Source organism: Pseudoduganella sp. jia 9, assembly GCF_055502615.1.
Genome location: NZ_JBUPWE010000003.1, coordinates 204363 through 230137 on the forward strand (window position 1 = coordinate 204363; position 25775 = coordinate 230137).

The window sequence follows — 25775 nt, forward strand, 5'->3', positions numbered from 1 at the left end:
CACTGAGGACCGCAGCGCAGGCGCCAATACTGTTCGCTCGAACTTTGGGAGAACAGTCACATGAGCAATTCGGAAAACAAGGCACAGGACGTCGGCAACCTGCAGCGCGGGATCCAGCAGCAGCAGGATCGCAAGGACGAGGCGAAGCCGCAAGGCGGCAGCGAGCAGAAGGAGGAGCAAGGCGTGCAGGCGGGAACCCATGAGTTCCCGACCACCCCGCTGCCCGAACAGCACCTGGACAAGCCCGGCATCGAAGCCGAGATGGAACTGAAGCCGCAGTTCCTGGCGCCCGGCTACAAGGGCAGCGGCAAGCTGGAAGGCATGAGCGCGATCGTGACCGGCGGTGATTCGGGCATCGGCCGTGCGGTGGCCGTGCTGTATGCGCGCGAAGGCGCCGACGTGGCGCTGGTCTACCTGCCCGACGAGCAGCAGGATGCCGAGGAAACGCAGCGCCACATCGAGGCCGAAGGCAAGCGCGCCCTGCTGATCCCGGGCGACGTGCGCGACGCCGCGTTCTGCCGCAGCGCCGTGGAAGAGACGGTGAAAGCGTTCGGCAAGCTCGATATCCTGGTCAACAACGCCGCCTTCCAGGAACACGCCGACTCGCTGGAAGACATCACCGAGGAGCGTTTCGACCTGACGATGAAGACCAACATCTACGGTTACTTCCACATGGCCAAGGCGGCCCTGCCGCACCTGAAGAAAGGCGCATCGATCATCAACACCGGTTCCGTGGTCGGCCTGCGCGGCTCGTCCAAGCTGCTCGACTACTCGTCGACGAAGGGCGCGATCCACGCGTTCACGATGTCGCTGGCGTCGAACCTGATCGAGAAAGGCATCCGCGTCAACGCGGTCGCGCCAGGCCCGGTGTGGACGCCGCTGAATCCTGCCGACCAGACGCCGGACAAGATCAAGGAGTTCGGCGCCAGCACCGACATGAAGCGCCCCGCCCAGCCGGAAGAGCTGTCGCCGGCCTACGTGTTCCTGGCCTCGCCGGCCACCGCCAGCTACATCAGTGGCATCGTCCTGCCGGTCACCGGCAGCGTCGGCTAGGAGCGCCACCATGGCCCGCTCGCTCTGGAAAGGCGCCATCAGTTTCGGCCTGGTCCACATCCCGGTCGACCTGTACTCGGCCGTGAAGCAGAACGAGCTGGACCTGACCATGCTCGACAAGCGCGACTTCTCGCCGATCGGCTTCAAGCGCTACAACAAGGGCAACGGCAAGGAAGTCGCCTGGGACAACATCATCAAGGGCTACGAATACACGTCCGGCGAGTACGTGGTGCTTTCCGACGAGGACCTGAAGCGCGCCAACGTGAAAGCGACGCAGACGATCGACATCATCGCCTTCGTCAATGCCGAGGACGTGCCGCTGACCTACTACGAAACGCCGTACTACCTTGCGCCGGGCCGCGGCGGCGCCAAGGTGTATGCGCTGCTGCGCGAGACCCTGCGCCGCGCCGGCCGCATCGGCATCGCCACGGTGGTGATCCGCACCAAGCAGCACCTGTGCGCGCTGGTCGCCAGCGAGGACGGCATCATCATGAACACGCTGCGCTACGCCGACGAGATCCGCGACACCGAAGGCCTCGACCTGCCCGCCAAGGGCCTGAAAGGCCCCGGCATCTCGGACAAGGAACTCAAGATGGCGCTGTCGCTCGTCGAAGGCATGAGCGAGGAATGGGACCCGAGCCTGTACCACGACACCTACAAGGAAGACGTGCTGGCGCTGGTCGAGAAGAAGGTCAAGGCCGGGCAGACCAAGTCGATCACGATGCCGTCGAAGGAGACCGAGGCGAAACCGTCCAGCAACGTCATCGACCTGGTGGCGCTGCTGCAGCAGTCGCTCGGCAACCGGCCGGGCAAGGGAAAGAAGGCAGCGGCCGAAGAAGTGGACGACGCGGACGACGACTCCGGCGACGAGGATGCAGCGCCTGAGCAGGACGACAAAAAGCCGGCGAAGAAGGCAGCGCCACGCAAGGCTGCCGGCGCATCCGGCACGGCACGCGCGGCGAAGACAACGGCGGCAAAGCAGGCAGCGCCGAAGACGGGGGCTGCCAAGGCGGCCGCTTCGAAACCGGCGGCACCGAAAAAGTCCGCTGCGAAATCCACCGCCGCGATCCGCAAGAAGGCAGCGTAATGCCCTGCCAGGCCGATCGCCAGGGCTACGAAGGCGCCGGCCGGCGCGGCGTCATCCGGCCTGCGACCTACTCGGCAACCTGGCCCGCTCTGACCCGCCGCCACTGGCTGGGAGTTACCCGCTGCCGTTGGCGGAATGCCCGATAAAAAGACTTGGTATCGTCATACCCCAGCAAATACGCGATCTCTTTTATGTCGATCCCGGGATCGGCCAGGTATTGAAGACTCATTTCGTGCCGTGCATCGGCAAGCAGGCCACGAAACGTCTTCCCTTCCGCCGTGATCCGGCGTTGCAGGGTCCGCTGGCTCAAGCCCAGGTCGCGAGCGACGAACGCAATATCGGGTGCGCCCATGCTCATTGCGCGTTTAAGGCTGGACCGTACCTGTTCCGAAAGGCTCGCCTGGTCTTCGATCTGCTGCATGGCCGCCGCGAGTGCCGGTGTGACCAGCTCCAGCATCTCCGGATTCGCATTGCTGAAAGGCAGATCGAAATCCGCCGCGTTCAACACCATCCTGTCATGCTTCGCGCCATATCGCACGGCGCAGCCGAAATAATCGCCGTGCCTGTTCGCGCCCGGCGCGGGCCGCCTCAGCTCCAGCCTTGCAGGTGCGATGTGCCGCCCCGTGCCGCGTCGACCCAGCTCGATCAGCAGCGCAAAATTGGCGTCCACCGATAATGGCGGCTCCGGTTCCGTTCCGATGGGCCATTCGATCGTCACCGCGACAGTATCCCCCTGCTCTTCCAGGCAGATCCGGTCCGGACTGCACAGACGCTTGAACCGTGCGACCCTGGCCACGCCATCGCGAAAGTCGTTTGCGTAGGACGCGGCGAGAAACGCCATCTTGTGTCGCGCAGTGCTGGTTTCACTGACCATCCTGATGCTGAAAGCCGGGTCGCCTGAAATGGACTCGATCGCTTTCCAGACTGCGAAGAACTGGGACGTACTGATGAACGCAGACCCGTTCCGATCGAGCGTGGCAGGCAGATTCGCGTGGCGCAGCACCTCCGCTGGATGCAGCCCCAGCGCTTCCAGCGATCGCCAGAAAGCCTGTGGCAGCTTGCATCGGCCGGTCGACGCGGTGTGCGGCTTCACGTTTTCACCCCGCCATGAGAGCAAGGAAACGGAAGCTTACCGCTGCAGGATGCTGCAGGTCGCAGCGGCGCCGAATGGCGCGCTTGGCGAATAAATTGGCGGAAGTTGCCGACGTCAATCACAGGTCCGTTCTCTATCATCCAGTTTTCCGACCGATAAGGTGCAATGCTGATGTTAACTTTTTATACGAATCCGAATTCGCGCGGGCGCATGGTACGCTGGATGCTGGAAGAAGTGGGCTGTTCGTACGAAACAATCGTGCTGGAATATGAGTCGTCAAGCCAGTTCGACCGGTGGGGCGGCGCGGCGCTGCAAAGGCCCGAAGGCAGCCAAGCCAGCGAAGGCAGCGACGATAAAACACGTTTTTTCAGGGACGTGAACCCGATCGGGAAGGTGCCCGCCATCGTGCACGACGGGCAAGTGGTCACGGAAAGCGCGGCGATCTGCGCCTATCTTGCGGAGGCCTTCCCGGCGGCAGGGCTCGCGCCCACCGCGGATGAACGCGCCGCCTACTACCGCTGGCTGTTCTTCGTTGCCGGGCCGGTCGAACAGGCGGTGACCAATCTGCGCGCGGGGTTCGAGCCATTGCCTGAGCAGGAATTCTTCCTGGGCTACGGCAGCTACCAGCGCACCGTGGACCAGCTCGACATGGCTGTGCAGGCACATCCTTACATTGCCGGTGACCGCTTCAGCGCCGCCGATGTCTATGTCGGCTCGCATATCGGCTGGGGACTGGCGCTGAAGACCCTGCCGCCGCGCGATGCTTTCGTCAGCTACGCGAGCAGACTGGCAAGCAGGCCGGCTTACCAGCGCGCGGTCGGGAAAGACAATGCATTGCTGGCGCTGACCGGACGCTGATCCGAGAGTGCCGCCGGCGCAAGCGAAGCCGGGAACCACACCATGCCGCGACGCAGCGCGTCTTTATCGCCCCATCGTTTCCCTGCCCCGCCAGTGGATCAGCGCTGGAACACGTAGGTCAGGCCGACCGTCGCGAAGCGGCGGCGGCCGTCGCAATCCCGCGAGGCGCCATAGCCAGCGTCGAGATCGAGCACATTCTCGACCAGCGTCCAGCGGGCGCCCGCCTGCCAGCCGCGGCTCGATCCGCGTTCCCCGAACGTCTCGAATGTCAGGCCGCCGCGCCCCCGCGTGGTTTCCAGCGCCGCCGCCCAGGTGGCCGCATGCTGGTGCGACAGGCCGTGCCGGACTGCCCCGGCATTCACATGCGCCACCGCCCACGGCGCCAGCGGCACGCTGGCGAACAGGTTCACGGTCTGGTCCCTGGACCGTTCCGGCCCGGCGATGCGTTGCTCCGAGACCGCCGCGCCGACCCCGATGCCGTCGTCCGACAGGGGCCTGAATACGGTTTTCGCCCCGATCACGATCGCACGGCGGAATTTCCCACCGCTGCGCACATGGCCCGCGCCGATCCCCGCCTCCCAGTTCTCCGCCACGTTGCACGAAGGCGCCAGCCAGCGCTGGCCCGGCCCGCGGCTGGCCGATGCCTCGACCTGGCAATCGCCGGGCGCCAGCACGGCGGCGTCGTCGGTGACGAGCGGCCGCCCGGCCTGCGCGGCCAGCGGTATCAGCAAAAAGGACATGGCGGCAGACAGCCGCGCGAATCGCGAAGAGTTCTGTTCAGACATCGGTCAGTTACGAGAAGAAGACGACAGCGACCGGCTGGTCGCGCGATTCGGGCAGGGGTGGGGGCCGAAGGATTGCACCGTGATAGTGCTTGTCGGCAATTTTATCAGCAGGCGCGGCCGATTGCACTTTCACTGTGGCAATTATGCGACGATCCACCGCCTGCCAGAAAACCGGGCTACGGGAAAATATCCTGCTAATTCAGCCACTTAACAAGCGAGCCCAGCTTTGATTAACAAGCTTATCCACAGTTTTTGTTAACAACTCGACGTTTTCGCAAAAATCGCGGTCCTCCTGTCACAACGGTTCATTCCACCCCGTCTAAGGAGGGAAGGCGGCGCACGGTGCGCCACCACCACCAAGGAAACCATCATGTCCAAGGCACGTATCCCCCTGTTTTCCGTCGCCCCGCAAAGCCTGCAGGCGATGATCGCACTATCGCAGGCCGCCAAGGCCAGCTCGCTGGGCGAGCGCATCGTCGAACTGGTCAACCTGCGCGTCTCGCAAGTCAACGGCTGCGGCGTCTGCATCGACATGCACTGGCGCGACCTGGTGCGCCAGGGTGCCGATCCGCGCCACCTGAATACCGTGGCGGCGTGGCGCGAGTCGCCGTTCTTCGATGCCCGCGAACGGGCCGCGCTGCGTTGGGCCGACGCCCTGAACGCCCTGCCCCATCGCGACGACACCGATGCCGCCTACGGCGAGCTGCGCGAGCATTTCAATGAAACGCAGGTCGCCGAACTGGGCTACGCGATCGCCGTGATCCGCGGCTGGAACGTGATCAACCTGTCGCTGCGCAATCCGATCCCGGTCAACCCGCCGCCGGGCATGTAAGCGCCGGACCGTCCTTGCCGGCACCGGCCGGCGCCGCTACAGTACCGGCCATGATGCAACATGAACCTGGAACAGTGGGCGGCACGGCGGCCGAAACGATGGCGCGGCCGGCGGGCATTGCCGTGACCGCGCGTGCCGACGTGCGCGCAACGGCGCACGTGACCGATACCGTGGCGGCGCTGGCCATGGTCGGCGACCTCGCCATGGGCCAGCCGGCCAGTCATTCCCCGCGCGTGGCGCTGCTGGCCGCGCACGTGGCCGAGACCGATGGCGCAAGTCCCGAGGGCCTTGCCACGGCACGGCTGGTGGCGCTGCTGCGCTGGTCTGGCAGCACCGCCAATGCCACGGGCTTCGCCGCGCTGCTCGGCGACGACGTGGGTCGCCGCGGCGCGATGCTGGCGCGCACCCTGCCCGCCGGCCACGGGCTGACGTTCGCCAACGCGCTGCCGCTGGCACGCCTGCACTGCGAGGTGGCCGGCGATATCGCCCGCATGCTCGGGCTGCCGGCCGGCGTCGAGGAAGGCCTGCGGCACCTGTTCGAACACGCCAACGGCAACGGCCTGCCGGCACGGCTGCATGGCGACGCGGTGCCCGCCACCGTCTTCCATGTGGCGCTGGCCGGCGACCTCGACGTGCTGGCGCGCGCCCACGGCCTCCCCGAGGCATTGCGCGTGATCGGGCGCCTGGCCGGCCGCAAGTATCCGGCGCATCTGGTGCGGAGCATGGTGCCGCACGCGCGCGACTGGCTCGATGGCCTCGATGACGCGGCGCCACCGCCCGCCGCCAACGGCGACGCGCCCCTGGCGCTCGTGGCGGACGTGCTGGAACTGAAGCTGCCCTGGCTGGCCGGGCACGCGCGCCGGGCGGCCGCCATCGCGCGCGATGCCGCGGCGCTATCGGGCCTGCCCCCGGCGGAGCAGCGCTGCCTGGAGCGCGCCGCGCTGCTCCACGGCACCGGCCGGGCGGCGATTCCCAACAGGGTCTGGGACAGGCCAGGCCGCCTGCGCAAGGCCGAGTGGGACCTGGTCCGCCGGCTGCCTTACTGGACCGCGCAACTCGCGCACCGGGTTCCGGCACTGGCCGACGAAGCACGGCTGGCCGCCCATGCGTACGAACGCCTCGACGGCAGCGGCTATTTCCGCCGACTGACGGCGGACGCGCTGACGCCCGCGCAGCGGCTGCTTGCCGCCGCCGTTGCATGGACAGCCCTGCGCTCGCCGCGGCCATGGCGCGCGCCGTACTCGCCCGCCGCGGCCACCGCTTTGCTGGCGGCCCAGGCCGGCCGTTTCGACAGGCAGGCCGTCGACGCGGTGATTGCCGCCGCGGCGATGCAGCCAGCCAGGCTGCGAGCAGGCCCCCTGTCGGAACGCGAAGCAGACGTGCTGCGGCGCATCGGCACCGGTGCAGGTATCTCCAGCGTTGCCCGCGCACTGCGGATCAGCACCGGCGCGGTGCGTACGCATGCCGACAGCATCTTCGACAAGCTGGACTGCGCATCGCGGCCGGCGGCGGTGCTGAAGGCGCTGGCGCTGGGACTGATGTGAAGCGCTACCCGACTTCGGACCGGCCCGCTCGCGCTCTCTTCCATCGCTGCACTACAAGAATGCGCCAGCGCTCTCGCGGCGGTGCCATCGGCTGCACGCCGCCTCCAATGCCTTACCCGATAAAATAAGATTCTTGCCAAGGAGACCCCGATGGATGCCCAGCCGATGGACGCCACGTTTCACGCCCTGCACCGCCAGTCACTGCCGCTGGTCCTGACCAACGCATGGGATGCCGGCAGCGCCCGGCTGATCGCCAGCCAAGGCGCGCCGGCGATCGCCACCACCAGCGCCGGCGTGGCCTGGTCGCTGGGCTACCGCGATGGCGACGTGCTGCCGCTGGATGAACACGTGGCCTGCGTGCGCCGCATCCATCGCGTGATCGGCGTGCCGCTCAGCGTCGACATCGAGGGCGGCTACTCGGAAGACCCGGCAGCCGTGGGCGCCGCGGTGGCGCGCTTCCTTGACGCCGGCGCGGTCGGCATCAACCTGCAGGACGGCTCGGCGCCGCCGGAACTCCTGTGCCGCAAGATCGGCGCGGCCCGCGCCGCCGCCGCGCGCGCCGGGGTGAACCTGTACATCAACATCCGCTGCGACGTGTTCGCACGGCAGCTCGCACCGGCTGGCGAACAGGTCGCGGAAACCCTGCGGCGGGCGCGGCTGTACCGCGCGGCCGGTGCGGACGGGCTGTTCCCGCTGGCGCTGACCGACCCGGCGGACATCGCCGCGCTGGCCGCGGGCACGGACTTATTGTTGAACGTGATCGCCTGGCCCGGCCTGCCGCCGGTAGCGGAACTGGCCGCGCTGGGCGTGCGGCGGGTGAGCACCGGCTCGTGGCTGCCGCAGGCGCTGTGGGCGCACGCCTCGCGCCTCGCGCGGGAATTCACGGCGCATGGCCGCTCGCACGCGCTGGTCGACGAAGCGGAGGCCTACGGTACCGTCAACGGGCTGCTGCCGGCACCGGATCAGCCGGGCTTGTAGCCCATCTGCTTCATCGCCTTCGTCAGCGTGACGGCGCTCTTCGCATAATCGGCCCACGGTTCATTGCCGTGATCCAGCCGGGTGTGGACGGTGGCCACGGTCCACTGGTCGCCGCCTTTCAGGTGTTCCAGTTCGCTCCAGTCCACCGGCACGGAGATCCCCATGCCGGGGCGCGCGCGGGCCGACCAGGCCACGGCCGTGGTGGCGCCGCGGCCGTTGCGCAGGTAATCGATGAATATCTTGCCGACGCGGTTCTTCGGCCCGCTCTTGAAGGCGAAACGGTCCGGCAAGGTGCGCGCCATGTGCTCGACGATGAAGCTGGAAAAACCCTTCACGGCATCCCAGCCATGCTGGGGTTTCAACGGCACCACGACGTGCAGGCCCTTGCCGCCGCTGGTCTTCAGGAATGCCGGCAGGCCCAGTTGTTCGAGGAACGCGCGCATCAGCTGTGCCGCCTCCTGGATCTGCTGCCACGACACGCCCTGGCCGGGGTCGAGGTCGAACACCATCCGGTTCGGCTTTTCATAGGTCTTCGCGAACGCGTTCTGCGAATGGAACTCGACCACGTTCCACTGCGCGCACGACAGCAGGCCCTGCACGCTGGCCACTTCCAGCATGGTCGGGTGATCCGGGTCCAGCTCCTGCGGCAGCTGTTTCACGCCGGGCAGCTTGCCGGTTTCCGAATGCTTCTGGAAGAACAGTTCGCCGCCGATGCCTGCCGGCGCCCGCACCAGCGCCAGCGGGCGTCCCTTCAGGTGTTCCAGCATCAGTGCCGACACCAGCGCGTAGTAGCGCACCAGGCCGATCTTGGTCATGCCGCTGACCGGATCGATCAGCCGGTCCGGGTTGGTGACCTTCAGGGTCGCAGGCAGCTTGCTGTCGACTACCGCCTTGGCGTCTGCTCCCGCGACCCCTTCCGCCTTGGCGCCCGCCTTGGCACCTGCCTTGGCGCCCGCCTTCGGTTCCGCGGCGCTCTTGCGGGCGGCGCCCGCCTTGCTTTCTGTGTGCGTCTGCATCACATCCTCCACATGGGCGGCCTGCTCGCGGCGAATGCTTGCCGCCTTCTTGTCCGTACGCAGGCCGAGAAACACGGAATGGCGGATCGAGCCGCTGCCCGTCCATTCACCGAACGTCACTTCGGCCACGAGCGTGGGCTTGACCCAGTGCGCCTTTTTTTCGATCGCCTTGGTGGGCGCGAACGGGTTGGTGTCGCTGGCGACCTTCTTCAACCTGGCGATGATGTCGCGCAGCGACGTGTCGTTGAATCCTGCGCCGACATTACCGGCATAGTGCAGCTTGCCCTCGTCATCGTAGTAGCCCAGCAGCAGCGAGCCGATGCCCACCCGCGATCCCTTCGGATCGGTGTAGCCGCCAATGACGAATTCCTGGCGCTGCGCGCACTTCAGCTTGATCCAGTCGCCCGAACGGCGCGACGTGTACGGCGCATCGCGCCGCTTGCCGATGATGCCTTCGAGGCCCATGCGGCATGCCGCCGCCACGATTTCCTCGGGCGGCGCCGCCAGCTCGGCCGAGAAGCGCACCTGGCCCGTCCCTTCGTCGCCCAGCACCGTGCGCAGCAGCTCGCGGCGCTGGGCCAGCGGCACGTCGCGCAGGTCGTGGCCGTCCAGGTACGGCGCATCGAAGATGAAGTACACGATGTTCTTTGTCTTCTCGCCGTCGAACGCCTGTTGCAGCAGGCCGAAATTCGGGCGGCCATTCGCATCGTGCACGACAATCTCGCCGTCGTACCAGCCGTCCCGCAGCTGCATCTTTTCCAGTGTGGCGCGCAGCGGTTCCAGTTTGTGGGTCCAGTCGTTGCCGTTGCGGGTCCATAGTTCGATCGACTTGCCCTCGACGCGGGCCAGCAGGCGGTAGCCATCGAACTTCAGCTCGAAGATCCAGTTTTCCGGATCGCCCGGCGGACTGTCGACCAGCGTGGCCAGCTCGGGCGACAGCGTGGCCGGCAGTGGCACCGCCGCGAGCGGGTCGCTGGTGGCCTTTGCCGAGCCCTTTCCTTTGGCGGGCGCCTTTCGGACAGCCACCGTCTTTGTCGCGGTCTTCGTCGATGCCGATTTCTTTGCTGCAGCTTTTGCCGCACTCCCCTTCGCTGCGGCCTTGCGCGCCGGCTTGCCCTGGTGCTGCTCGGCGATGCTTTCCGCTTCCTCCGCTTCGGGTGTCAGCTTCTCGTCCGTGGGCATGCCGAGTGCCTTCACGCTGTCGGGCATCTCGTCGATGACGGAAAACTCGTCGGCCGGCCGGACGTATTCGTCGTTCTCCTTGATCAGCAGCCACGGCTCCTGCTTCTCGCCGGAACGCTTCATGCGTATCAGCACCCAGCGCCCGCGCATCTTGTGGCCGCGCAGTTCGAACTTCAGGTTGCCGTCGCGGTAGCCCTTGCGCGGATCGCCGACCGGATGCCAGGTGCCCTTGTCCCAGATGATCACCTTGCCGGCGCCGTACTGTTTTTCCGGGATGACGCCCTCGAAATCGTTGTACGAGATCGGGTGGTCTTCGACGTGCACGGCCATGCGCTTGTCGTGGCTGTCGTAGCTGGGGCCTTTCGGAACAGCCCAGCTTTTCATCGTGCCGTCGAGTTCGAGGCGAAAGTCGTAGTGCAGCCGTGATGCCCAGTGCTTCTGGATCACGAACGTCAGCGCTTCCTGCCCCTCGTCGCCGCCCTCGGCGGGTTCCGGCGTGATCGAGAAATTGCGCTTGGCCTTGTAGAGTTTGAGTGCGTCGGTCATGGCGATACTGTAGGCCCGCACAGGCCGGGGGATCGGTTCGTCAGGTAACAGAAGCGGTGCGGAAGACCCGAGTTGTAACAGATGTAAAGGCCGTCAACGTCGTAAGGACGGGTGGCGTTTTCTGTCCAGTGACACCCGATGCAGCGTGTCATACCGATGAGTATCACCAACCCAGCAGACAAGGACTTCGACATGAAAAAAGCAATCGGAACCAAAGTAGCCGCCACCCTGCTCGCAGGCCTGTTCGCCGGCGCCGCGTTCGCCCAGTCGACCGCGCCTGCCACGTCTCCGGCCGCCGCCGCGCACGCCGAAGCGGCGCATGCGAAAGAAGTTGCGAAAGAACAGAAGGACGTCGCCAAGGCAGACGCGAAGGAAGCCAAGGAAACCGCGAAGGCCGATGCCAAGGTCGCCAAGGAAAAAGCCGAAGCGAAGAAGGACGTTGCAGAAGCAACGGCCGACGCCAAGGTAAAGAAGGCCAAGGCAAGTGAAAAGGCCGCGAAGGCAAAGGCCGAGGCCAGGGAAGATTCGCATGCGAACCTGACGCACGCACCGCAGACAAAGTAAAACCGTCGCTACTCTCAGAGCACAAAACGGCAACAACCATATAGAGCACAGAACAACAACGGCTCCCTTGCCCGTGCCTTGCGCACGGGCTTTTTTTTGCTGGCGCACCACCTCTTCCGGCCAGGTCGCTACCCCTGCCAATCGGGCGCGCGTCCCACCGCCGCTGCCGCTAAGATGAAAGCCATTTGTCGAAACAGGCTTCATCATGAGCGACCACAAGATACACAACCCCATCCTGGCCATCGTCGGCGCCTCGTCCGGCAACCTGGTCGAGTGGTACGACTTTTACGCGTACTCGTTTACCTCGCTGTATTTCGCCGCGGCGTTCTTTCCGAAAGGCGATGCGACTTCGCAGCTGCTCAACACGGCCGGCATCTTCGCCGTGGGCTTCTTCATGCGCCCGCTCGGCGGCTGGCTGTTCGGCCGCATCGCCGACCGGCTCGGCCGGCGCACGTCGATGATGACGTCCGTGCTGCTGATGTGCTTCGGCTCATTGATGGTGGGCCTGCTGCCGACGTATGCCACCATCGGCTTCTGGGCGCCCTTCCTGCTGCTGCTGGCGCGGCTGATCCAGGGGCTGTCGGTGGGCGGCGAATACGGCACCAGCGCCACTTACATGAGCGAGGTGGCGGTGGCCGGCAAGCGCGGCTTCTACGCCTCGTTCCAGTACGTGACGCTGATCGGCGGCCAGCTGCTCGCGACGCTAGTGCTGGTCGCCCTGCTGCAATTCCTGACGCCGGACGAAATGCGGGCCTGGGGCTGGCGCATCCCGTTCTTCATCGGCGCGGCGGCGGCGCTGGTGGCGCTGTTCCTGCGCCGCGCGCTGGTGGAAACCGCCACCGATGCGAGCAAGAGCGAGAAGGCCGGTACCATCCGTGGCGTGCTGGAACACCCGCGCGCGCTGCTGACGGTGCTCGGCTACACGGCAGGCGGCTCGCTGGCGTTCTACACGTACACGACGTATATGCAGAAATACCTCGTCAACACGGCGCACATGAACGCCGAGACGGCGACGCTGGTGATGACGGCCGTGCTGTTCTGCTTCATGCTGATGCAGCCGCTGTTCGGCGCGCTGTCGGACCGCATCGGCCGCCGCACGATGATGATCATCTTCGGCCTCCTGACGATGATCGGCACCGTGCCGCTGATGACGGCGATCGGCCGGGTGCAGGCGCCGGTCCATGCCTTTGCCCTGGTGCTGACGGCGCTGGTGGGCGTGAGCTTCTATACGTCGATCAGCGGAATCGTCAAGGCCGAGATGTTCCCGCCGGAGATCCGCGCGCTGGCCGTTGGCCTGTCCTATGCGATCGGCAACGCGGCCTTCGGCGGCACCGCCGAATACGTCGCGCTGCTGTTCAAGTCGCAGGGCCACGAGAGCGCGTTCTTCTGGTACGTGGCCATCATTTGCGCGATCGCCCTGGCGGCTTCGTGGGTCATGCCGGATTCGCGCCGGCACGGCTACCTGAAGGCGTGAGCGGATTGGCACCTGGAGAATCGCCGCCAGGTTCGGTTTGTCTCAGCGGCTTTGTTCTTCGCGAAGCTGCGTGGCCAGCCGTTTCCGGCCCCGTTCCGCGTACTTGCGGCAGGCATCGGTATCGATAAACGCCGCGTTGCCGCGCTGCGCCGCCTGCTCCTTGCGCTCCCACAGGCCGGCGAGGTCGGGGTGGGCGGCAACGAGCACGTCGCACTGGAAGCCGGCAACCTTCGCGATCGACGCTTCCAGCTGCGTGCGCGCTTCAGGCCAGCGTGCATCGCCGGCATAGCGGAAGCCGTGCAGGCCGAAGGCGTTCAGGCTGTCCGCATAGACCATGTTCGCGGTGCGGCCGTTCTCGGTCGATTGCCAGGTCCATGACAGGCCGCCGGGCGTGTGGCCCGGCGTATAGTGCGCCGTGATCGACAGCGGGCCGAGCGTGACCGCTTCGCCGTCGCGCACAGCGCGCGTCGTCGCCACGGGCGTCATGTCCGGCAGGCTGCCGAGTTGCGGATCGGCCGGATTCGGTTTGCCGCTCGCCAGCACCAACGAGCTTTTCACGCTGCCGATCACCGTGGCACCCGTCATCGCCTGCAACCCGGCGGCCCCGCCGACGTGATCGTAATGCTCGTGCGAGGTGAGGATGTACTTGACGTCTTCGACCTTGAAGCCCAGCTTGCGAATGCTGGCGGCGATGGCGGCCGGCGACTTCGGCGTGCCCGTATCAATCAGGATATGGCCGGCGGGCGACGTCACCAGCACGGCGGCGACGCCTTTCGGTCCAACATAGTACGTATTGCCATAGAGGGCGAACGGCTCCTGCGGCTCGTCCCAGTCCGCGCCGTGGGCGAAGGCGGCGATGCCGAGACAGGCGATGGCGATCAGTGTGTTTTTCATGTGTTCCGGTCGGGTTGAATGGAGCAGCCATTCTAGGGACCGGACAGCGCGATTGCCATGGCGGCTGCCCCGTCAAACGGAGCGTTCATCCCATCGCAGGTAACACCGGTTATGCGGACCTGCCGCCTTCGGGTAAGCCTACCCGCGGTGCAACGCGTTGCGAAGAAGTGATGCAACGCCGACGGCGGCGCCGGACAGCGCACCGATGCATCCCCATTTCGCGGCCTCGCCGGACAGTGCGCCCGCCGCGGCGAAGTCGAGTGCAAGTCCGGCGAAACCACCCATGGCGCCGGCAACGAGCCACCAGGCTTGCTTGCCTGGGACGGCGAATCTCATCTGCTGAGTCATGCAAGCATCCTTGTATCGGGTTGGGAAATGCCGCGCGCGGCGGGGAGTTCGCCGCCGGCGCGAGCCGGCCAGGCAGCCGCCGACCTGGGCTGCCTGCGCAGCGATGGTCTCACGAAGGCAGCGGCTTTTTCAAGGACTTGCCGGTCGGCGAATCATTCATGCAACGCAGCGTCCGGGGAAGGACCGGGGCAGACATGCAATCGACATGCCGCGGCGATGGCGCTGTCATCCGCGCGCTGTCACCCTTCGCGCCGTCATCCTTCGCGCTGTCACGCCTCGATATACAGGCCCGCATGCTGCTGGGAGTTGCGGTCGCCCCGGCGGTAGCTGCGAAACAGCAGCGAGCCCGCCCCGTCGCGCGCGCAGCAGGTGCAGCCGCCCACGTGATCGATCCCGGTCACGCCAGCCTGCCGCAACTGACTGCCGGCGACGGCCCGCAGGTCCAGGTGGCGGTGGCGCGGCAGCAGCTCCGCTGCCGGAATGTCGTGGAACTGCCGGGCGAAGTGCTGCGCCAGCTCTTCGCTGACTTCATAGCATTGCGCGCAAATCGTCGGCCCGACCGCCGCCACCCAATCCTCCCCCGCCCCGACCTCGGCCAGCACGCGCGGGATGATGCCATCGGCCAGGCCGCGCCAGCCCGCATGCACGGCCGCCACGTGGCCGCCGTCCCGCCGCGCCAGCAGCAGCGGCACGCAATCGGCCGTGATGACCGAGACCGGGATACCAGGCCGCCGGGTGTGGAACGCATCCGCCTCCCCAACGCGCTGGCGTTCCCTGTCGATGCGCACGGCGCGGGTGCCGTGTACCTGTTTCTTGTCCGGCCGCTGCTCCCAGACCGGCTGCAGCACATGCGGCACCAGTTGGGCATCAGTGCCGAAGCCGTGGATGACGTTTGGAATACTGCTGAGCAATTCACTGGTGATCACGCGTTTCCCCTGGATTTCGACCGCCGCATAATAGCGAACAAATATTTCCGGAGTTCGGGGTCAGACCCCGGTTTCAGGAAATGTTTCCAAAAAAAACGGCGGCTCCGGTGGGAGCCGCCGTAAAGGACTACGCGGGGTTATTTAGTTGCTGGCCTGGGCGGTATTGACCGGTGCGTCCCAGCCGCCGCCGAGGGCGCGGATCAGTGCGACGGTGGTGATGGCGCGGTCGCCGCGCAGTTGCACGGCGGTGCGTTCGACGGTGGCCAGGTTGCGCTGGGCGTCGAGCAGCTCGAGGTAGCTGGAGCGGCCGGCGTCATACAGCTTCTGCGCCAGGTCGGCGGAGCGCCGGGCGGAGACGACGGCATCGTCGATCTGCGCCGTCTGGCCGGACAGGATGCGCAGGCCGGCCAGGTTGTCCTCGACCTCGGCGAACGCGGTCAGCACCGTCTGGCGGTAGGTGCCGACCGATTCTTCCAGCACCGCTTCGCTGCGGGTGATGTTGGCCCGGTTGCGGCCGCCGTCGATGACGGGCATCGACAGCAGCGCGCCGAGCAGCCAGGAGCGGCTGCTCCAGCGGAACACGTCGGAGAAGGCCGGGCCGACGCCGCCACCGTCGGCGCTGATGGTCAGCGCCGGGAACATCGCCGAGCGGGCCACGCCGATGCGGGCGTTCGACGCTTCCATCGCACGCTGGGCGGCGGCGATGTCGGGCCGGCGTTCCAGCAGCGACGATGGCAGGCCGCCCGGAATGGCCGGCAACGTGCCGCCCTCTGCCAGCGGATTCTCGCCAGCCGTGAACGATGCCGCCGGTTTCCCGAGCAGCACCGCCAGCGAGTGCTCGGCGGTCGTGCGCTGCCGTTCCAGGCCGATCGCTTCGGCGCGCGATGTCGCCAGTTCGGTTTTCGCGCGGGACAGGTCGAACTCGCCGATATCGCCCAGGTCGAAGCGGCGCTGGTTGACCTTGACGTTCTCCTCGCGCAGCCGGACCGTCTGCGCCACGGTCGCCAGTTCGGCGTCCGTGGCCCGCAGGCGGAACCAGGTCTGGGCCACGTCGGCCTGCAGCGACAGCAGCACGGAGCGGTAATTCGCTTCAACCGTCGCCGCGTCGTTGCGCGCTGCCGCCACATTGGACGACACGCGGCCGAACAGGTCCACTTCATAACTTGCCGTCAGCCGGGCGTTGTAGCTGGTGCCCGGCGCCATCCGCGTGCCTTGCGGCAGGCCCGCTTCCTGCGGCGACTGCTGCGAACGGCTGGCACCGACGCCGACGCCCACCTGCGGAATGCGGTCCGCCTCGGCGATGCCGGCGATGGCACGCGCCTGTTTCACCCGCGCGGCGGCGACGGTGAGGTTGGCGTTGTTGCGGATCGCCTCGGCCATCAGCTCGTTCAGCGCCGGGTCGTTGAAGGCCAGCCACCACTCGCCGCGCGGCTGCTGCTCGGCCGGCTGCGCTTCCTTCCAGCGCGTGCCGTCGGCAGCCACCTTGACGTCGCCGCCGGTTTCCTTGAAGGCGGCCGGCACCTCCACCGCGGGTTGCTTGAATTCAGGCGCGGCGCAGGCGCTCAACACCAGCGCGGCGATCAGCGACAGAGCGGGGGCGCGACCCCTGGCAATAAAATTGTTCATCCGTGAGTCCCTTCCATTTTCACCAGCGACACTTCCTCGTGCGCCGGTACGTTTTTCTTTTCCATGCGCTTGGCCAGCGTACGCAGCAGCACGTAGAACACCGGCGTCAGGAACAGGCCGAAGAACGTCACGCCCAGCATGCCGGCAAACACGGCGACACCCATCGCATGGCGCATCTCGGCGCCCGCGCCACTGGAGAACACCAGCGGCAGCACGCCCATGATGAATGCGATCGACGTCATCAGGATGGGGCGCAGACGCAGGCGGCAAGCCTCCAGTGCGGCGTCGACGACGCTGCGCCCGTGATCTTCCAGTTCGCGTGCGAATTCCACGATCAGGATCGCGTTTTTCGACGCGAGTCCGACCAGCACGAAGAGCGCGATCTGGGTAAAAATATTGTTGTCGCCACCGGTCAGCTTCACGCCGATCAGCGCGCACAGGATCGACATCGGCACGATCAGGATCACCGCCAGCGGCAGGGTCCAGCTTTCGTACTGCGCGGCCAGCACCAGGAACACCAGCAGCACGCACAGCGGGAACACATAGATCATCGTGTTGCCGGCCAGGATGTCCTGGTACGTCAGGTCGGTCCATTCATACGTGATGCCCTTCGGCAGCGTGTCGCGCAGGATCTGGTCCATGATCGCCTGCGCCTGGCCGGACGACACGCCCGCTGCCGGGCCGCCGTTCAGGTCCGCCGCCACGTAGTTGTTGTAGCGCTGCACGCGGTCCGGGCCATATGTATCCTTCACGCGCATCAGCGACGACAGCGGAATCATCTCGCCCTTGTCGTTCTTCACCTTCAGCTGCGCGATCTGCTCGGGCTGCGAGCGGAACTGCGCATCGGCCTGCACGCGCACCTGGTAAGTACGGCCGAACTGGTTGAAGTCGTTGACGTACAGCGAGCCCAGGTTGATCTGCAAGGTCTGGTAGATCGTCTGCAGCGGCACGCCCAGCTGTTTCGCTTTCACGCGATCGACGTCGGCGAACAGCTGCGGCACGTTGATCTGGTAGCCGGAGAACACGCCCTGCAGCCGCGGTTCCTGCGCGGCCTTGGCCTGCACCGCCTGTACCGCCTTGTACAGTTCGTCGTAACCCAGGTTGCCGCGGTCTTCGATCATCAGCTTGAAACCGCCGGTGGTGCCGAGGCCGTTCACGGGCGGCGGCGGCAGCACCATGACGAAGGCGTCCTGCACGGCGCCCATGCGCTTGTTCATCTCCGCGGCGATCGCCTCGGCCGACTTGTTCTTGTCCTTGCGCTGGTCGAACGGCGCCAGTCCCAGGAACACGATGCCGGCGTTCGGCGCATTGGTGAAGCCGTTGATCGACAGGCCAGGGAACGAGATCGAGTTCTCCACGCCAGGGATGCTCTCGGCGATTTCCGACATCTTGCGGATCACTTCATCGGTGCGGTCCAGCGAGGCGGCATCGGGCAACTGGGCGAAGCCGATCAGGTACTGCTTGTCCTGCGCCGGCACGAAGCCCGGCGGCACGGCCTTGAACATGAACAGGCCCGCGGCGCCCAGCAGTGCGTAGATGACCAGCGATGCACCCTTGTGGCGCAGCACGCCCTTGACGCCGTTCTCGTACTTGTGCGCCGAGCGGTTGAAGAACTTGTTGAAGACGCGGAAGAAGCCGCCGAATACCTTGTCCATGCCGCGCGTCAGCGCGTCCTTCGGTTCGTGATGGCCCTTCAGCAGCGCGGCCGACAGTGCCGGCGCCAGCGTCAGCGACGAGAAGGCCGAGATCACGGTGGAGATGGCGATGGTCAGCGCGAACTGGCGGTAGAACTGGCCCGTCAGGCCGGACACGAAGGCGATCGGCACGAACACGGCGCACAGCACCAGCGCGATGGCGATGATCGGGCCGGACACTTCCTTCATGGCCTGGATCGTCGCGTCGCGCGGCGACAGCCCGTTCTCGATATTGCGCTCGACGTTCTCCACCACCACGATCGCATCGTCGACCACGATACCGATCGCCAGCACGAGGCCGAACAGCGACAGCGTGTTGATCGAGAAGCCGAAGATCATCATCACGGCAAAGGTACCCACCACCGACACCGGCACGGCCAGCAGCGGAATGATGGAAGCGCGCCAGGTCTGCAGGAAGATGATCACCACCAGGGCAACCAGGATCACCGCTTCGACCAGCGTGTGGATCACGGAATCGATCGATTCACGCACGAACTGGGTCGGGTCATACACGATGCTGTATTCGACGCCTTCCGGGAAGTCCTTCGACAGCCGCTCCATCGTCGCGCGCACGTCGGTCGACAGTTGCAGCGCGTTGGCGTTGGGCGCCTCGAAGATGGGAATCGCCACCGCCGACTTGTTGTTCAGCAGCGAGCGCAGCGCATACGAGTTCGAGCCCATTTCCAGGCGCGACAGGTCCTTCAGGCGCGTGACCGCGCCATCGGCGCCGGCCTTGACGACGATGTCGCCGAATTCCTCGATCGTCGACAGGCGGCCCTGCGTCTTCACGGTGAGCTGGAAGTCGGCATCCTTCGACGGGCCCTGGCCGATGACACCGGCCGCGACCTGCACGTTCTGCTCGCGGATCGCATCGACCACTTCGCCCGACGTCAGCCCGCGCGCCGCCACCTTCTGCGGATCGAGCCAGACACGCATCGCGTAGTCGCCGGAGCCGAACAGCTGGACTTCACCCATGCCATGGATGCGGGCCAGCTGGTCCTTGATGTTGAGCACCGCGTAATTGCGCAGGTACAGGTCGTCGTAGCGGCCGTCCGGCGAGTTCAGGTGGACCACCATCGTCAGGTTCGGCGAGCTTTTCACCGTGGTGACGCCGATCTGGCGTACCTCTTCCGGCAGGCGCGGCAGCGCACGCTGCACGCGGTTCTGCACGGCCGTCTCGGCCTGCTCGACGTTGGTGCCGATCGCGAACGTGACGGTCAGCTGCAGCGCGCCGTCGGAGGTGTTCTGCGACGACATGTACAGCATGTTTTCAACGCCGTTGATCTGCTCTTCCAGCGGCGCGGCCACCGTTTCGGCGATGATCTTCGGGTCGGCGCCCGGATACTGGGCACGCACCACCACCGACGGCGGCACCACGTCCGGGTACTCGGAAATGGGCAGCTTGAAGATGCTGATCAGGCCCGCGACGAACACGAGGATCGACAGCACGGCCGCGAAGATCGGCTTGTCGACAAAAAAGCGTGAGAAGTTCATGGTTGTTCCTTGGTTTTAGCCAGGCGGCGCCTTACAGCGCGGCCACCTTGGCATCCTTCTTGTTGTCCTGCGCCTTGGCGACGTCGGCATCCATCGGCACGGTCGTAGGGGTGACGGGCGCGCCGGGGCGCACGCGCTGCAGGCCGTTGACGACGATCTTCTCGTTGGCCTTCAGGCCTTCCTTCACGACGCGCAGGCCATCGACGGTCGGTCCCAGCTTGACTGCCCGGTACTCCGCCTTGTTGTCTGCGCCCACCACGAAGACGAACTTGCGGTTCTGGTCCGTGCCCACGGCGCGATCGTTGATCAGCACCGCGTTGCTGACGGCAGTGCCGCCGCCCAGCTGCACGCGGGCGAACAGGCCCGGCACCAGGGCGCCGTCCTTGTTGTCGAAGGTGGCGCGCATGCGCACCGAGCCGGTCTGCGTATCGAGCTGGTTGTCGACGAATTCCAGCTTGCCTTCGTGCGGGAAGCCCTCCTCGTTGGCCAGGCCGACCTTCACGACGACCGGTTGCCCCTTGTGGTTCTGGGTGCCCACGCGCAGGTAGGTGTCCTCGTCGCCATCGAAGCTGGCGTAGATTTTTTCCAGCGAAACGACGGAGGTCAGCACGGCGGAGGCGTCCACCAGGTTGCCCAGCGTGATCTCGGCCTTCGACACGCGGCCGTCGATCGGCGAGGTGACACGGGTGTACGACAGGTTCAGTTTCGCCGCTTCGGACTGGGCCTGCGCGGCGCGGGCGCTGGCGTCGAGCTCCTTCTGGCTGGACGCGCGCTCGTCGAATTCGCGCTGGGCAATGGCCTTGTCGGCCAGCAGGCGCTCGGCGCGGGTCAGTTCCAGCCGGGCCAGTTCGGCGCGGGCGCGGGCCGAGTTGGCTGCAGCCTCGGCGCGGTCGGCTTCCGCCTGGTAGGGGCGCGGATCGATGACGAACAGCACGTCGCCCTTCTTCACCTCACTGCCCGGCTTGAAATTCACCGCGGTGATGAAGCCGGAAACGCGCGACCGGATTTCCACGTGGTCGATGGCTTCCAGCCGGCCGGAAAACTCCTGGGTTTCCACCACCGGCTTTTCGATCACCAGTGCCGCGGAAATGGGTGGGCCGCCGGCAGCGCTGGCAGCAGATGCGTCCGCCGTCTTGCCGGTGGCATCCTCGCAGCCGGCCAGCGTGACCGCGATGCCGGCCGCTGCCAGCATGCCGACGATCGGTCGCACGAGCGCTGTCAATGTATTCGTGTTTTTCATTTTTTACCCCTTTTTGTATGAAAAATATTAATAGCTTTGCGTTGCCATTCTTCACTCGCCTAGTTCGAGAGAAAAAGCGGGCCCACCACGCTGTGAAGTATCTTCGCTGCGCGTTGTTACTATTAGTTACTGGAATTGGATCGTTTCACTATATCGCCAGCCCGACGATAAGTAAACGTTTTTATTTATATATCCCTCAGGCTGGTGGGGTCTCCGTCCCATCGGCACCGCGGATGAACGCGGTAATTTCGGTCAGTGCATAGACGCAGGCGCAATCGTTACGTCCGCCTGCCTGGTCGAGCGGCGGCGGCGGCAGCCGTTTCACCGTGGTGGTGATGCCGCATTTGATGAGTTTTGCTCCGTATTGTTCAGCTTCGTCGCGCAATGGATCGTCCTCGGCGGACAGGATCAGGGCCGGCGGCAGGTTCTTCAGCCGCGACGACTGCAATGGCGACGCATACGGATGGCTGCGGTCGGCGGCATTCGGCAGGTAGCCGCGGTAGCCGGCGGCGCAGGTATCGGCGACCCGGTCGACAATGGCGGCCTTGTCGCGGCATACCGGCATTTCGCGCATCGAGCAGGTGGACAGCGCGGGGTCGAGCATCGGCATGATCAGGACCTGGCCGGCCAGCGGCGGCCCGCCGCGGTCGCGCGACATCAGCGCCACCACGGCGGCCAGGTTGGCGCCGGCCTCGATGCCGGCCACCACCAGGCGCTTGCCGTTCCACGACAGTTTCGACTTGTTCTTCTTTGCCCACAGCAGCAGTGCGTGGGCATCCTCCACCGCGGCCGGGAACGGCTTCACCGACGCCAGCGTATAGCCGGCGGACAGCGCCACCTGGGCGCGGTCGCTGCTGACCAGGCGCGACAGGAAATCGTCCGCTTCGTCGATCGATCCGCCGACAAAGCCGCCGCCATGGAAAAACACCACCAGCGTATCGCGTTTCGTGGCGGGCGCGCCGGCCAGGTACAGGCGCGCCGGCAGTGCTCCTTCGGCGCCGCCCGCTTCCAGGTCGCGCAGTACCAGGTCGCCGGCCAGCGGCACGACTTGCTGCAGCCCGCTCATTGCGCCACTGCCTGCGGCGCATCGGCCAGCACCGCACCGGTGGAGCTGCCGGACTGCACCTCGGCCATCAGCGCGTGCAGGCCGCGCGCTTCGGCGCCCGCCGCCTGCGAGTATGCGTCCGTGCTGACGATGCCGGCCATGGCCAGCGCATACAGCGCCAGTGCCACGATGAGGAGAATGTTCCGGAGTTCCATGATGAGCCTTTCAATGACCTTTCCAGTGAGCTTGCCAAGTAAGTCGTTTTTTGATGCAGTGCAGTAATCATAGGCTTGATCTACAATCTGATAAAGACGGCAATGACGAATTGATTGTTCATGAATCCGAACAATGACAGGTTCGTGACGGAGACACACTCCGGAAGTTGCCTTGTAATAAACCGGCAACACGGGAGATGGCAAGTGAACAAACTACAGGCGATGGAAGTCTTCGTGCAGGTGGTCGATGCGGGCGGCTTTTCGCGCGCGGCGGACCTGATGCAGCTGCCGAAAGCCACCGTGTCGACCCTGATCCAGCAGCTCGAAACGTCACTGTCGGTCAAACTGCTGCACCGGACGACACGGCAGGTCAGCGTGACGGCCGACGGCGCCGCCTATTACGAACGCTGCCTGCGCATCTTGTCCGACGTGAAGGATGCCGAAGAATCGCTGTCGCGCACCCGGCTGTCGCCGAGCGGCCGGCTGCGCGTGGAATCGCCGACCGGGCTGGCCAGCGAGATCCTGGTGCCCGCCCTGCCCGGCTTCTTCGAGCGCTACCCCGACATCCAGCTGGAACTGGGCAGCTCGGACCGCCCCGTGGACCTGATCGAGGAAGGTGTCGATTGCGCGGTGCGCGGCGGTGAACTGGGCGATTCCACGCTGATCGCGCGCCGCATCGGCATCATCCACTTCGTCACCTGTGCCGCGCCGTCGTACCTGGACAGGTACGGTGCGCCGCAACATCCGCGCGATCTCGAACGGCATCGCTGCGTGAACTATTTTTCTGCCAAGACCGGCAAGATCTACGATTGGGATTTCACCAGGGACGGCGAACGGATCCAGGTGCCGATGCCCGGCATGATCGCGCTGAACGACTCGAACGCCTACGTGCAGGCGGGCCTGGCCGGCCTGGGCGTGATCCAGATGACCGACTACCTGCTGCTGCAGCACGTGCGCGAAGGCCGCATGGTCCAGCTGCTGCCGGACTGGATCACGGACCCGCTGCCCGTCCACATCGTCTACCCGCAGAACCGCCACCTGTCGGCCAAGGTGCGCGTGTTCGTCGAATGGGTCGCCGAACTGTTTGCCAACCACCCGGGCATGCGCCTGCGCAGCCCGGCCCACCCTTTACCGGAGGCCGCTTGAATTCCCCCCGCCACGATACCCCTTCACCGCACACCATCGTTTTCCTCGACCGCGACAGCGTGATCGCCGAGGTGCACCGTCCGGCTTTCGATCATGCCTGGACCGAATACCCGGCCAGCACGCCGGCCGAGGCGGCCGCGCGGCTGGCCGATGCGACGATCGCGATCACCAACAAGGTGCCGCTGCGCGCCGGCACGCTGGCGCAACTGCCGAAGCTGAAAATGATCGCGGTGGCCGCCACCGGTACCGACATCGTCGACCTGGCCGCCGCGCGCGAACGCGGCATCGTCGTGTCGAACATCCGCGACTACGCGCATGCGGCGGTGCCCGAGCACACGTTCGCGCTGATCCTCGCACTGCGCCGCAACCTGCTGGCCTACCGGGCCGACGTGGAAGCCGGCAAATGGGAAGCGGCGCCCCGCTTCTGCCTGTTCGACCACCCGATCCGCGACCTGCACGGCAGCCGCCTCGGCCTGTTCGGCTACGGCGCGCTGGGCCGGCAGGTGGCGCGGATCGGCCGCGCGTTCGGCATGGAGATCGCCGTGCACACGCGCACGCCGGTACCGGATGCGGACGTGGTCAACGTCGGCTTCGACGAACTGCTGGCGACGTCGGACGTGCTGTCGCTGCACGCGCCGCTGACCGATGCCACGCGCAACCTGATCGGCGCCGCCGAACTGGCGCGCATGAAGCCTTCGGCGCTGTTGATCAATACCGCGCGCGGCGGCCTGGTCGACGAAGCGGCGCTGGCCGACGCGCTGGCACGCGGCGTGATCGGCGGCGCCGGCTTCGACGTGCTGACGCAGGAACCGCCATCGGCCGGCAATCCGCTGCTGCAGCTGCGGCTGCCGAACTTCATCCTCACGCCGCACAACGCCTGGGCCAGCCATGAAGCGATGCAGGGGCTGGCGGACCAGCTGATCGGCAATATCGAGGCGTTCGTGCGCGGGGAACCGGTCAACCGGGTGGATTGAACGCGAAAGCGATAATCGCTTTCATCATGAAATCGATTATCGCTGCGCCGTGCTGACCGGTTCAGCGGCGCTCCGCACTCGGATTATATGAATATCACCGGAACTATGAGTTTTGCAATTTAATTAGTATCCCGGATTTCACGATTATAATAATGGCATTGCCATTCAACGTGATGACCATGAATCCACGCTTTTCTCTTTTGAGCATGCTTGCCGCCGCCTGCCTGGCAGTTTCGCCGATCGACAGCCGTGCCGCACAGGAGATTAATCCCGCCGCGACATCCGCTGCTGCCTTCAATCCAGAAAGCGTGCCTTTCACCACCAGATCCCTGCCCGCATTTCCCTATGTCGACTGGCCGGAAAAGCTGAAGCCCTCCCTGCGCAAGGCAAAGCAGGAGGACTTCGACCGTGCCTGGTTCGTCGCCGGCGCCGCCCCTTACTCCGTGGAAGGCAGGGTTGACCGGCGGCGTTTCTCGCCATCGCAGGCAAAGATGTCCGGGCTCGAGATCGCCCGCAATTACGAAGCCGCACTGAAGGAATTGGGTGCCGTACGTGTGGACACGATGCATCCATTGGACAAGAATTTCCCTGCCGAAAATTCATCGGCGAGAAATCGTTTCGTCAAGGAAAAGCTGCGCATTTACGGCGATGGCATCAGATATTCCACCTACCTGATCCGCACGACAGATAAACGCATCTGGATCGGCGTGGGTGTTTCCAGGCAGATCGTGCAGATCACCACTGTCGAAGAAAAGAATATGGAACGCTCGGTTGCGCTGACAAAGGCCGACGAAATGAAAACGGCGCTCGATAAAGCCGGATTCATTGCTCTGTACATCCATTTCGATACAGACAAGGCTGCGCTGCGCGATGACGGCAAGCCCGCTGTGAATGAGATCGCCAAATTATTGAAAGATAACCCTGGCCTGAAAATCTCGGTAGAAGGACATACCGACGACAGTGGCGATGCGAAGCGCAACAAAGTGTTGTCCGAGCAGCGCGCCTCCACGATCGTTGCGGCATTGAAATCGTCCGGTATCGCCGCTGGCAGGTTGAAGTCCGCCGGGTTCGGCTCTGCCAGGCCGGTCGCCGACAATCGCACCGAGGAAGGCCGCGCCCGCAACCGCCGGGTCGAACTGGTGAAAACCTGAATGCCGAGGC

At 65.6% G+C, this 25775-nt stretch carries 22 protein-coding genes; 11 read left to right on the forward strand and 11 right to left on the reverse strand.

Features of this window, described 5'->3' with window-relative positions; translation table 11 throughout:
• The first annotated feature begins 60 nt into the window (after positions 1-60).
• Both ACY34H_RS04190 and ku read left to right on the forward strand, forming a co-directional pair.
• Entirely contained in the window at positions 61-1053 is a 993-nt protein-coding gene (locus ACY34H_RS04190) for an SDR family oxidoreductase (RefSeq protein ID WP_464976229.1), read from the forward strand.
• Between the two features lie 10 nt (positions 1054-1063).
• Positions 1064-2140, forward strand: a complete 1077-nt coding sequence (ku, locus tag ACY34H_RS04195; RefSeq protein WP_464976230.1) for a non-homologous end joining protein Ku — start codon at positions 1064-1066, stop codon at positions 2138-2140.
• Positions 2141-2207: 67 nt separating this feature from the next.
• Here ku and ACY34H_RS04200 read toward each other — a convergent pair whose 3' ends face one another.
• Positions 2208-3233 carry an AraC family transcriptional regulator gene (locus tag ACY34H_RS04200; RefSeq protein WP_464976231.1) on the reverse strand — a complete coding sequence of 342 codons (1026 nt, stop codon included), beginning with the start codon at positions 3231-3233 and terminating at the stop codon, positions 2208-2210.
• Between the two features lie 165 nt (positions 3234-3398).
• On the opposite strand from ACY34H_RS04200, the gene ACY34H_RS04205 reads away from it, so the two are divergent.
• Positions 3399-4091 (forward strand): glutathione S-transferase family protein, encoded by a 693-nt coding sequence (locus tag ACY34H_RS04205; RefSeq protein WP_464976232.1) that lies wholly within the window; start codon positions 3399-3401, stop codon positions 4089-4091.
• 98 nt (positions 4092-4189) lie between these two features.
• Here ACY34H_RS04205 and ACY34H_RS04210 read toward each other — a convergent pair whose 3' ends face one another.
• Entirely contained in the window at positions 4190-4831 is a 642-nt protein-coding gene (locus tag ACY34H_RS04210) for a hypothetical protein (RefSeq protein WP_464976233.1), read from the reverse strand.
• Positions 4832-5246: 415 nt separating this feature from the next.
• On the opposite strand from ACY34H_RS04210, the gene ACY34H_RS04215 reads away from it, so the two are divergent.
• From ACY34H_RS04215 to ACY34H_RS04225, 3 genes are all read left to right on the forward strand, one after another.
• The gene (locus ACY34H_RS04215) at positions 5247-5708 is read left to right on the forward strand and encodes a carboxymuconolactone decarboxylase family protein (protein ID WP_464976234.1); all 462 of its coding nucleotides are present in this window, start codon (positions 5247-5249) and stop codon (positions 5706-5708) included.
• 50 nt (positions 5709-5758) lie between these two features.
• Positions 5759-7252 (forward strand): HD domain-containing phosphohydrolase, encoded by a 1494-nt coding sequence (locus ACY34H_RS04220; protein ID WP_464976235.1) that lies wholly within the window; start codon positions 5759-5761, stop codon positions 7250-7252.
• 150 nt (positions 7253-7402) lie between these two features.
• A complete protein-coding gene (locus tag ACY34H_RS04225; protein WP_464976236.1) occupies positions 7403-8230 on the forward strand; it encodes an isocitrate lyase/PEP mutase family protein in 828 nt (275 codons plus the stop codon).
• On the opposite strand, the gene ligD is transcribed toward ACY34H_RS04225, so the two are convergent.
• Positions 8215-10974: a DNA ligase D gene (gene ligD, locus ACY34H_RS04230; protein ID WP_464976237.1), complete on the reverse strand. Its 2760-nt coding sequence runs from the start codon at positions 10972-10974 to the stop codon at positions 8215-8217. The genes ACY34H_RS04225 and ligD overlap by 16 nt on opposite strands.
• Before the next feature lie 192 nt (positions 10975-11166).
• On the opposite strand from ligD, the gene ACY34H_RS04235 reads away from it, so the two are divergent.
• A complete protein-coding gene (locus ACY34H_RS04235) occupies positions 11167-11538 on the forward strand; it encodes a hypothetical protein (RefSeq protein ID WP_464976238.1) in 372 nt (123 codons plus the stop codon).
• A 205-nt stretch (positions 11539-11743) separates the two neighbouring features.
• Entirely contained in the window at positions 11744-13012 is a 1269-nt protein-coding gene (locus ACY34H_RS04240) for an MFS family transporter (protein WP_464976239.1), read from the forward strand.
• Positions 13013-13054: 42 nt separating this feature from the next.
• Here ACY34H_RS04240 and bla read toward each other — a convergent pair whose 3' ends face one another.
• From bla to ACY34H_RS04280, 8 genes are all read right to left on the reverse strand, one after another.
• Positions 13055-13906 carry a subclass B3 metallo-beta-lactamase gene (bla, locus tag ACY34H_RS04245; protein ID WP_464976240.1) on the reverse strand — a complete coding sequence of 284 codons (852 nt, stop codon included), beginning with the start codon at positions 13904-13906 and terminating at the stop codon, positions 13055-13057.
• Positions 13907-14044: 138 nt separating this feature from the next.
• Complete coding sequence (locus ACY34H_RS04250; protein WP_464976241.1) at positions 14045-14254, reverse strand: hypothetical protein; 210 nt, start codon at positions 14252-14254, stop codon at positions 14045-14047.
• A gap of 269 nt (positions 14255-14523) precedes the next feature.
• Positions 14524-15180 carry a purine nucleoside phosphorylase YfiH/LACC1 family protein gene (locus ACY34H_RS04255; RefSeq protein WP_464976242.1) on the reverse strand — a complete coding sequence of 219 codons (657 nt, stop codon included), beginning with the start codon at positions 15178-15180 and terminating at the stop codon, positions 14524-14526.
• Between the two features lie 141 nt (positions 15181-15321).
• Positions 15322-16806 carry an efflux transporter outer membrane subunit gene (locus ACY34H_RS04260; protein WP_464976243.1) on the reverse strand — a complete coding sequence of 495 codons (1485 nt, stop codon included), beginning with the start codon at positions 16804-16806 and terminating at the stop codon, positions 15322-15324.
• On the reverse strand, positions 16803-19994 hold the full coding sequence (locus tag ACY34H_RS04265) for an efflux RND transporter permease subunit (protein ID WP_464976244.1): 3192 nt from the start codon (positions 19992-19994) through the stop codon (positions 16803-16805). The genes ACY34H_RS04260 and ACY34H_RS04265 overlap by 4 nt, the downstream gene beginning before the upstream one ends.
• Positions 19995-20025: 31 nt before the next feature.
• Positions 20026-21234, reverse strand: coding sequence for an efflux RND transporter periplasmic adaptor subunit (locus ACY34H_RS04270; RefSeq protein WP_464976245.1), 1209 nt, complete (start codon positions 21232-21234; stop codon positions 20026-20028).
• A 196-nt stretch (positions 21235-21430) separates the two neighbouring features.
• On the reverse strand, positions 21431-22300 hold the full coding sequence (locus ACY34H_RS04275; RefSeq protein WP_464976246.1) for an alpha/beta hydrolase: 870 nt from the start codon (positions 22298-22300) through the stop codon (positions 21431-21433).
• Complete coding sequence (locus ACY34H_RS04280) at positions 22297-22494, reverse strand: hypothetical protein (RefSeq protein WP_464976247.1); 198 nt, start codon at positions 22492-22494, stop codon at positions 22297-22299. Before ACY34H_RS04280 ends, ACY34H_RS04275 begins: the two co-directional genes overlap by 4 nt.
• A 204-nt stretch (positions 22495-22698) precedes the next feature.
• On the opposite strand from ACY34H_RS04280, the gene ACY34H_RS04285 reads away from it, so the two are divergent.
• From ACY34H_RS04285 to ACY34H_RS04295, 3 genes are all read left to right on the forward strand, one after another.
• Complete coding sequence (locus ACY34H_RS04285; protein WP_464976248.1) at positions 22699-23640, forward strand: LysR family transcriptional regulator; 942 nt, start codon at positions 22699-22701, stop codon at positions 23638-23640.
• The gene (locus ACY34H_RS04290; RefSeq protein WP_464976249.1) at positions 23637-24614 is read left to right on the forward strand and encodes a D-2-hydroxyacid dehydrogenase; all 978 of its coding nucleotides are present in this window, start codon (positions 23637-23639) and stop codon (positions 24612-24614) included. Before ACY34H_RS04285 ends, ACY34H_RS04290 begins: the two co-directional genes overlap by 4 nt.
• 152 nt (positions 24615-24766) lie before the next feature.
• Positions 24767-25765, forward strand: coding sequence for an OmpA family protein (locus ACY34H_RS04295; RefSeq protein WP_464976250.1), 999 nt, complete (start codon positions 24767-24769; stop codon positions 25763-25765).
• The last annotated feature ends 10 nt before the right edge of the window (positions 25766-25775 follow it).

Bases quoted from the DNA above. Each gene is read 5' to 3' on its own strand.
- ACY34H_RS04190 (WP_464976229.1), top strand. From the start codon at position 61: ATGAGCAATTCGGAAAACAAGGCACAGGACGTCGGCAACCTGCAGCGC.
- ku (WP_464976230.1), top strand. From the start codon at position 1,064: ATGGCCCGCTCGCTCTGGAAAGGCGCCATCAGTTTCGGCCTGGTCCAC.
- ACY34H_RS04205 (WP_464976232.1), top strand. From the start codon at position 3,399: ATGCTGATGTTAACTTTTTATACGAATCCGAATTCGCGCGGGCGCATG.
- ACY34H_RS04210 (WP_464976233.1), bottom strand. From the start codon at position 4,831: ATGTCCTTTTTGCTGATACCGCTGGCCGCGCAGGCCGGGCGGCCGCTC.
- ACY34H_RS04215 (WP_464976234.1), top strand. From the start codon at position 5,247: ATGTCCAAGGCACGTATCCCCCTGTTTTCCGTCGCCCCGCAAAGCCTG.
- ACY34H_RS04220 (WP_464976235.1), top strand. From the start codon at position 5,759: ATGATGCAACATGAACCTGGAACAGTGGGCGGCACGGCGGCCGAAACG.
- ACY34H_RS04225 (WP_464976236.1), top strand. From the start codon at position 7,403: ATGGATGCCCAGCCGATGGACGCCACGTTTCACGCCCTGCACCGCCAG.
- ligD (WP_464976237.1), bottom strand. From the start codon at position 10,974: ATGACCGACGCACTCAAACTCTACAAGGCCAAGCGCAATTTCTCGATC.
- ACY34H_RS04235 (WP_464976238.1), top strand. From the start codon at position 11,167: ATGAAAAAAGCAATCGGAACCAAAGTAGCCGCCACCCTGCTCGCAGGC.
- ACY34H_RS04240 (WP_464976239.1), top strand. From the start codon at position 11,744: ATGAGCGACCACAAGATACACAACCCCATCCTGGCCATCGTCGGCGCC.
- bla (WP_464976240.1), bottom strand. From the start codon at position 13,906: ATGAAAAACACACTGATCGCCATCGCCTGTCTCGGCATCGCCGCCTTC.
- ACY34H_RS04250 (WP_464976241.1), bottom strand. From the start codon at position 14,254: ATGACTCAGCAGATGAGATTCGCCGTCCCAGGCAAGCAAGCCTGGTGG.
- ACY34H_RS04260 (WP_464976243.1), bottom strand. From the start codon at position 16,806: ATGAACAATTTTATTGCCAGGGGTCGCGCCCCCGCTCTGTCGCTGATC.
- ACY34H_RS04265 (WP_464976244.1), bottom strand. From the start codon at position 19,994: ATGAACTTCTCACGCTTTTTTGTCGACAAGCCGATCTTCGCGGCCGTG.
- ACY34H_RS04270 (WP_464976245.1), bottom strand. From the start codon at position 21,234: ATGAAAAACACGAATACATTGACAGCGCTCGTGCGACCGATCGTCGGC.
- ACY34H_RS04275 (WP_464976246.1), bottom strand. From the start codon at position 22,300: ATGAGCGGGCTGCAGCAAGTCGTGCCGCTGGCCGGCGACCTGGTACTG.
- ACY34H_RS04280 (WP_464976247.1), bottom strand. From the start codon at position 22,494: ATGGAACTCCGGAACATTCTCCTCATCGTGGCACTGGCGCTGTATGCG.
- ACY34H_RS04295 (WP_464976250.1), top strand. From the start codon at position 24,767: ATGGCATTGCCATTCAACGTGATGACCATGAATCCACGCTTTTCTCTT.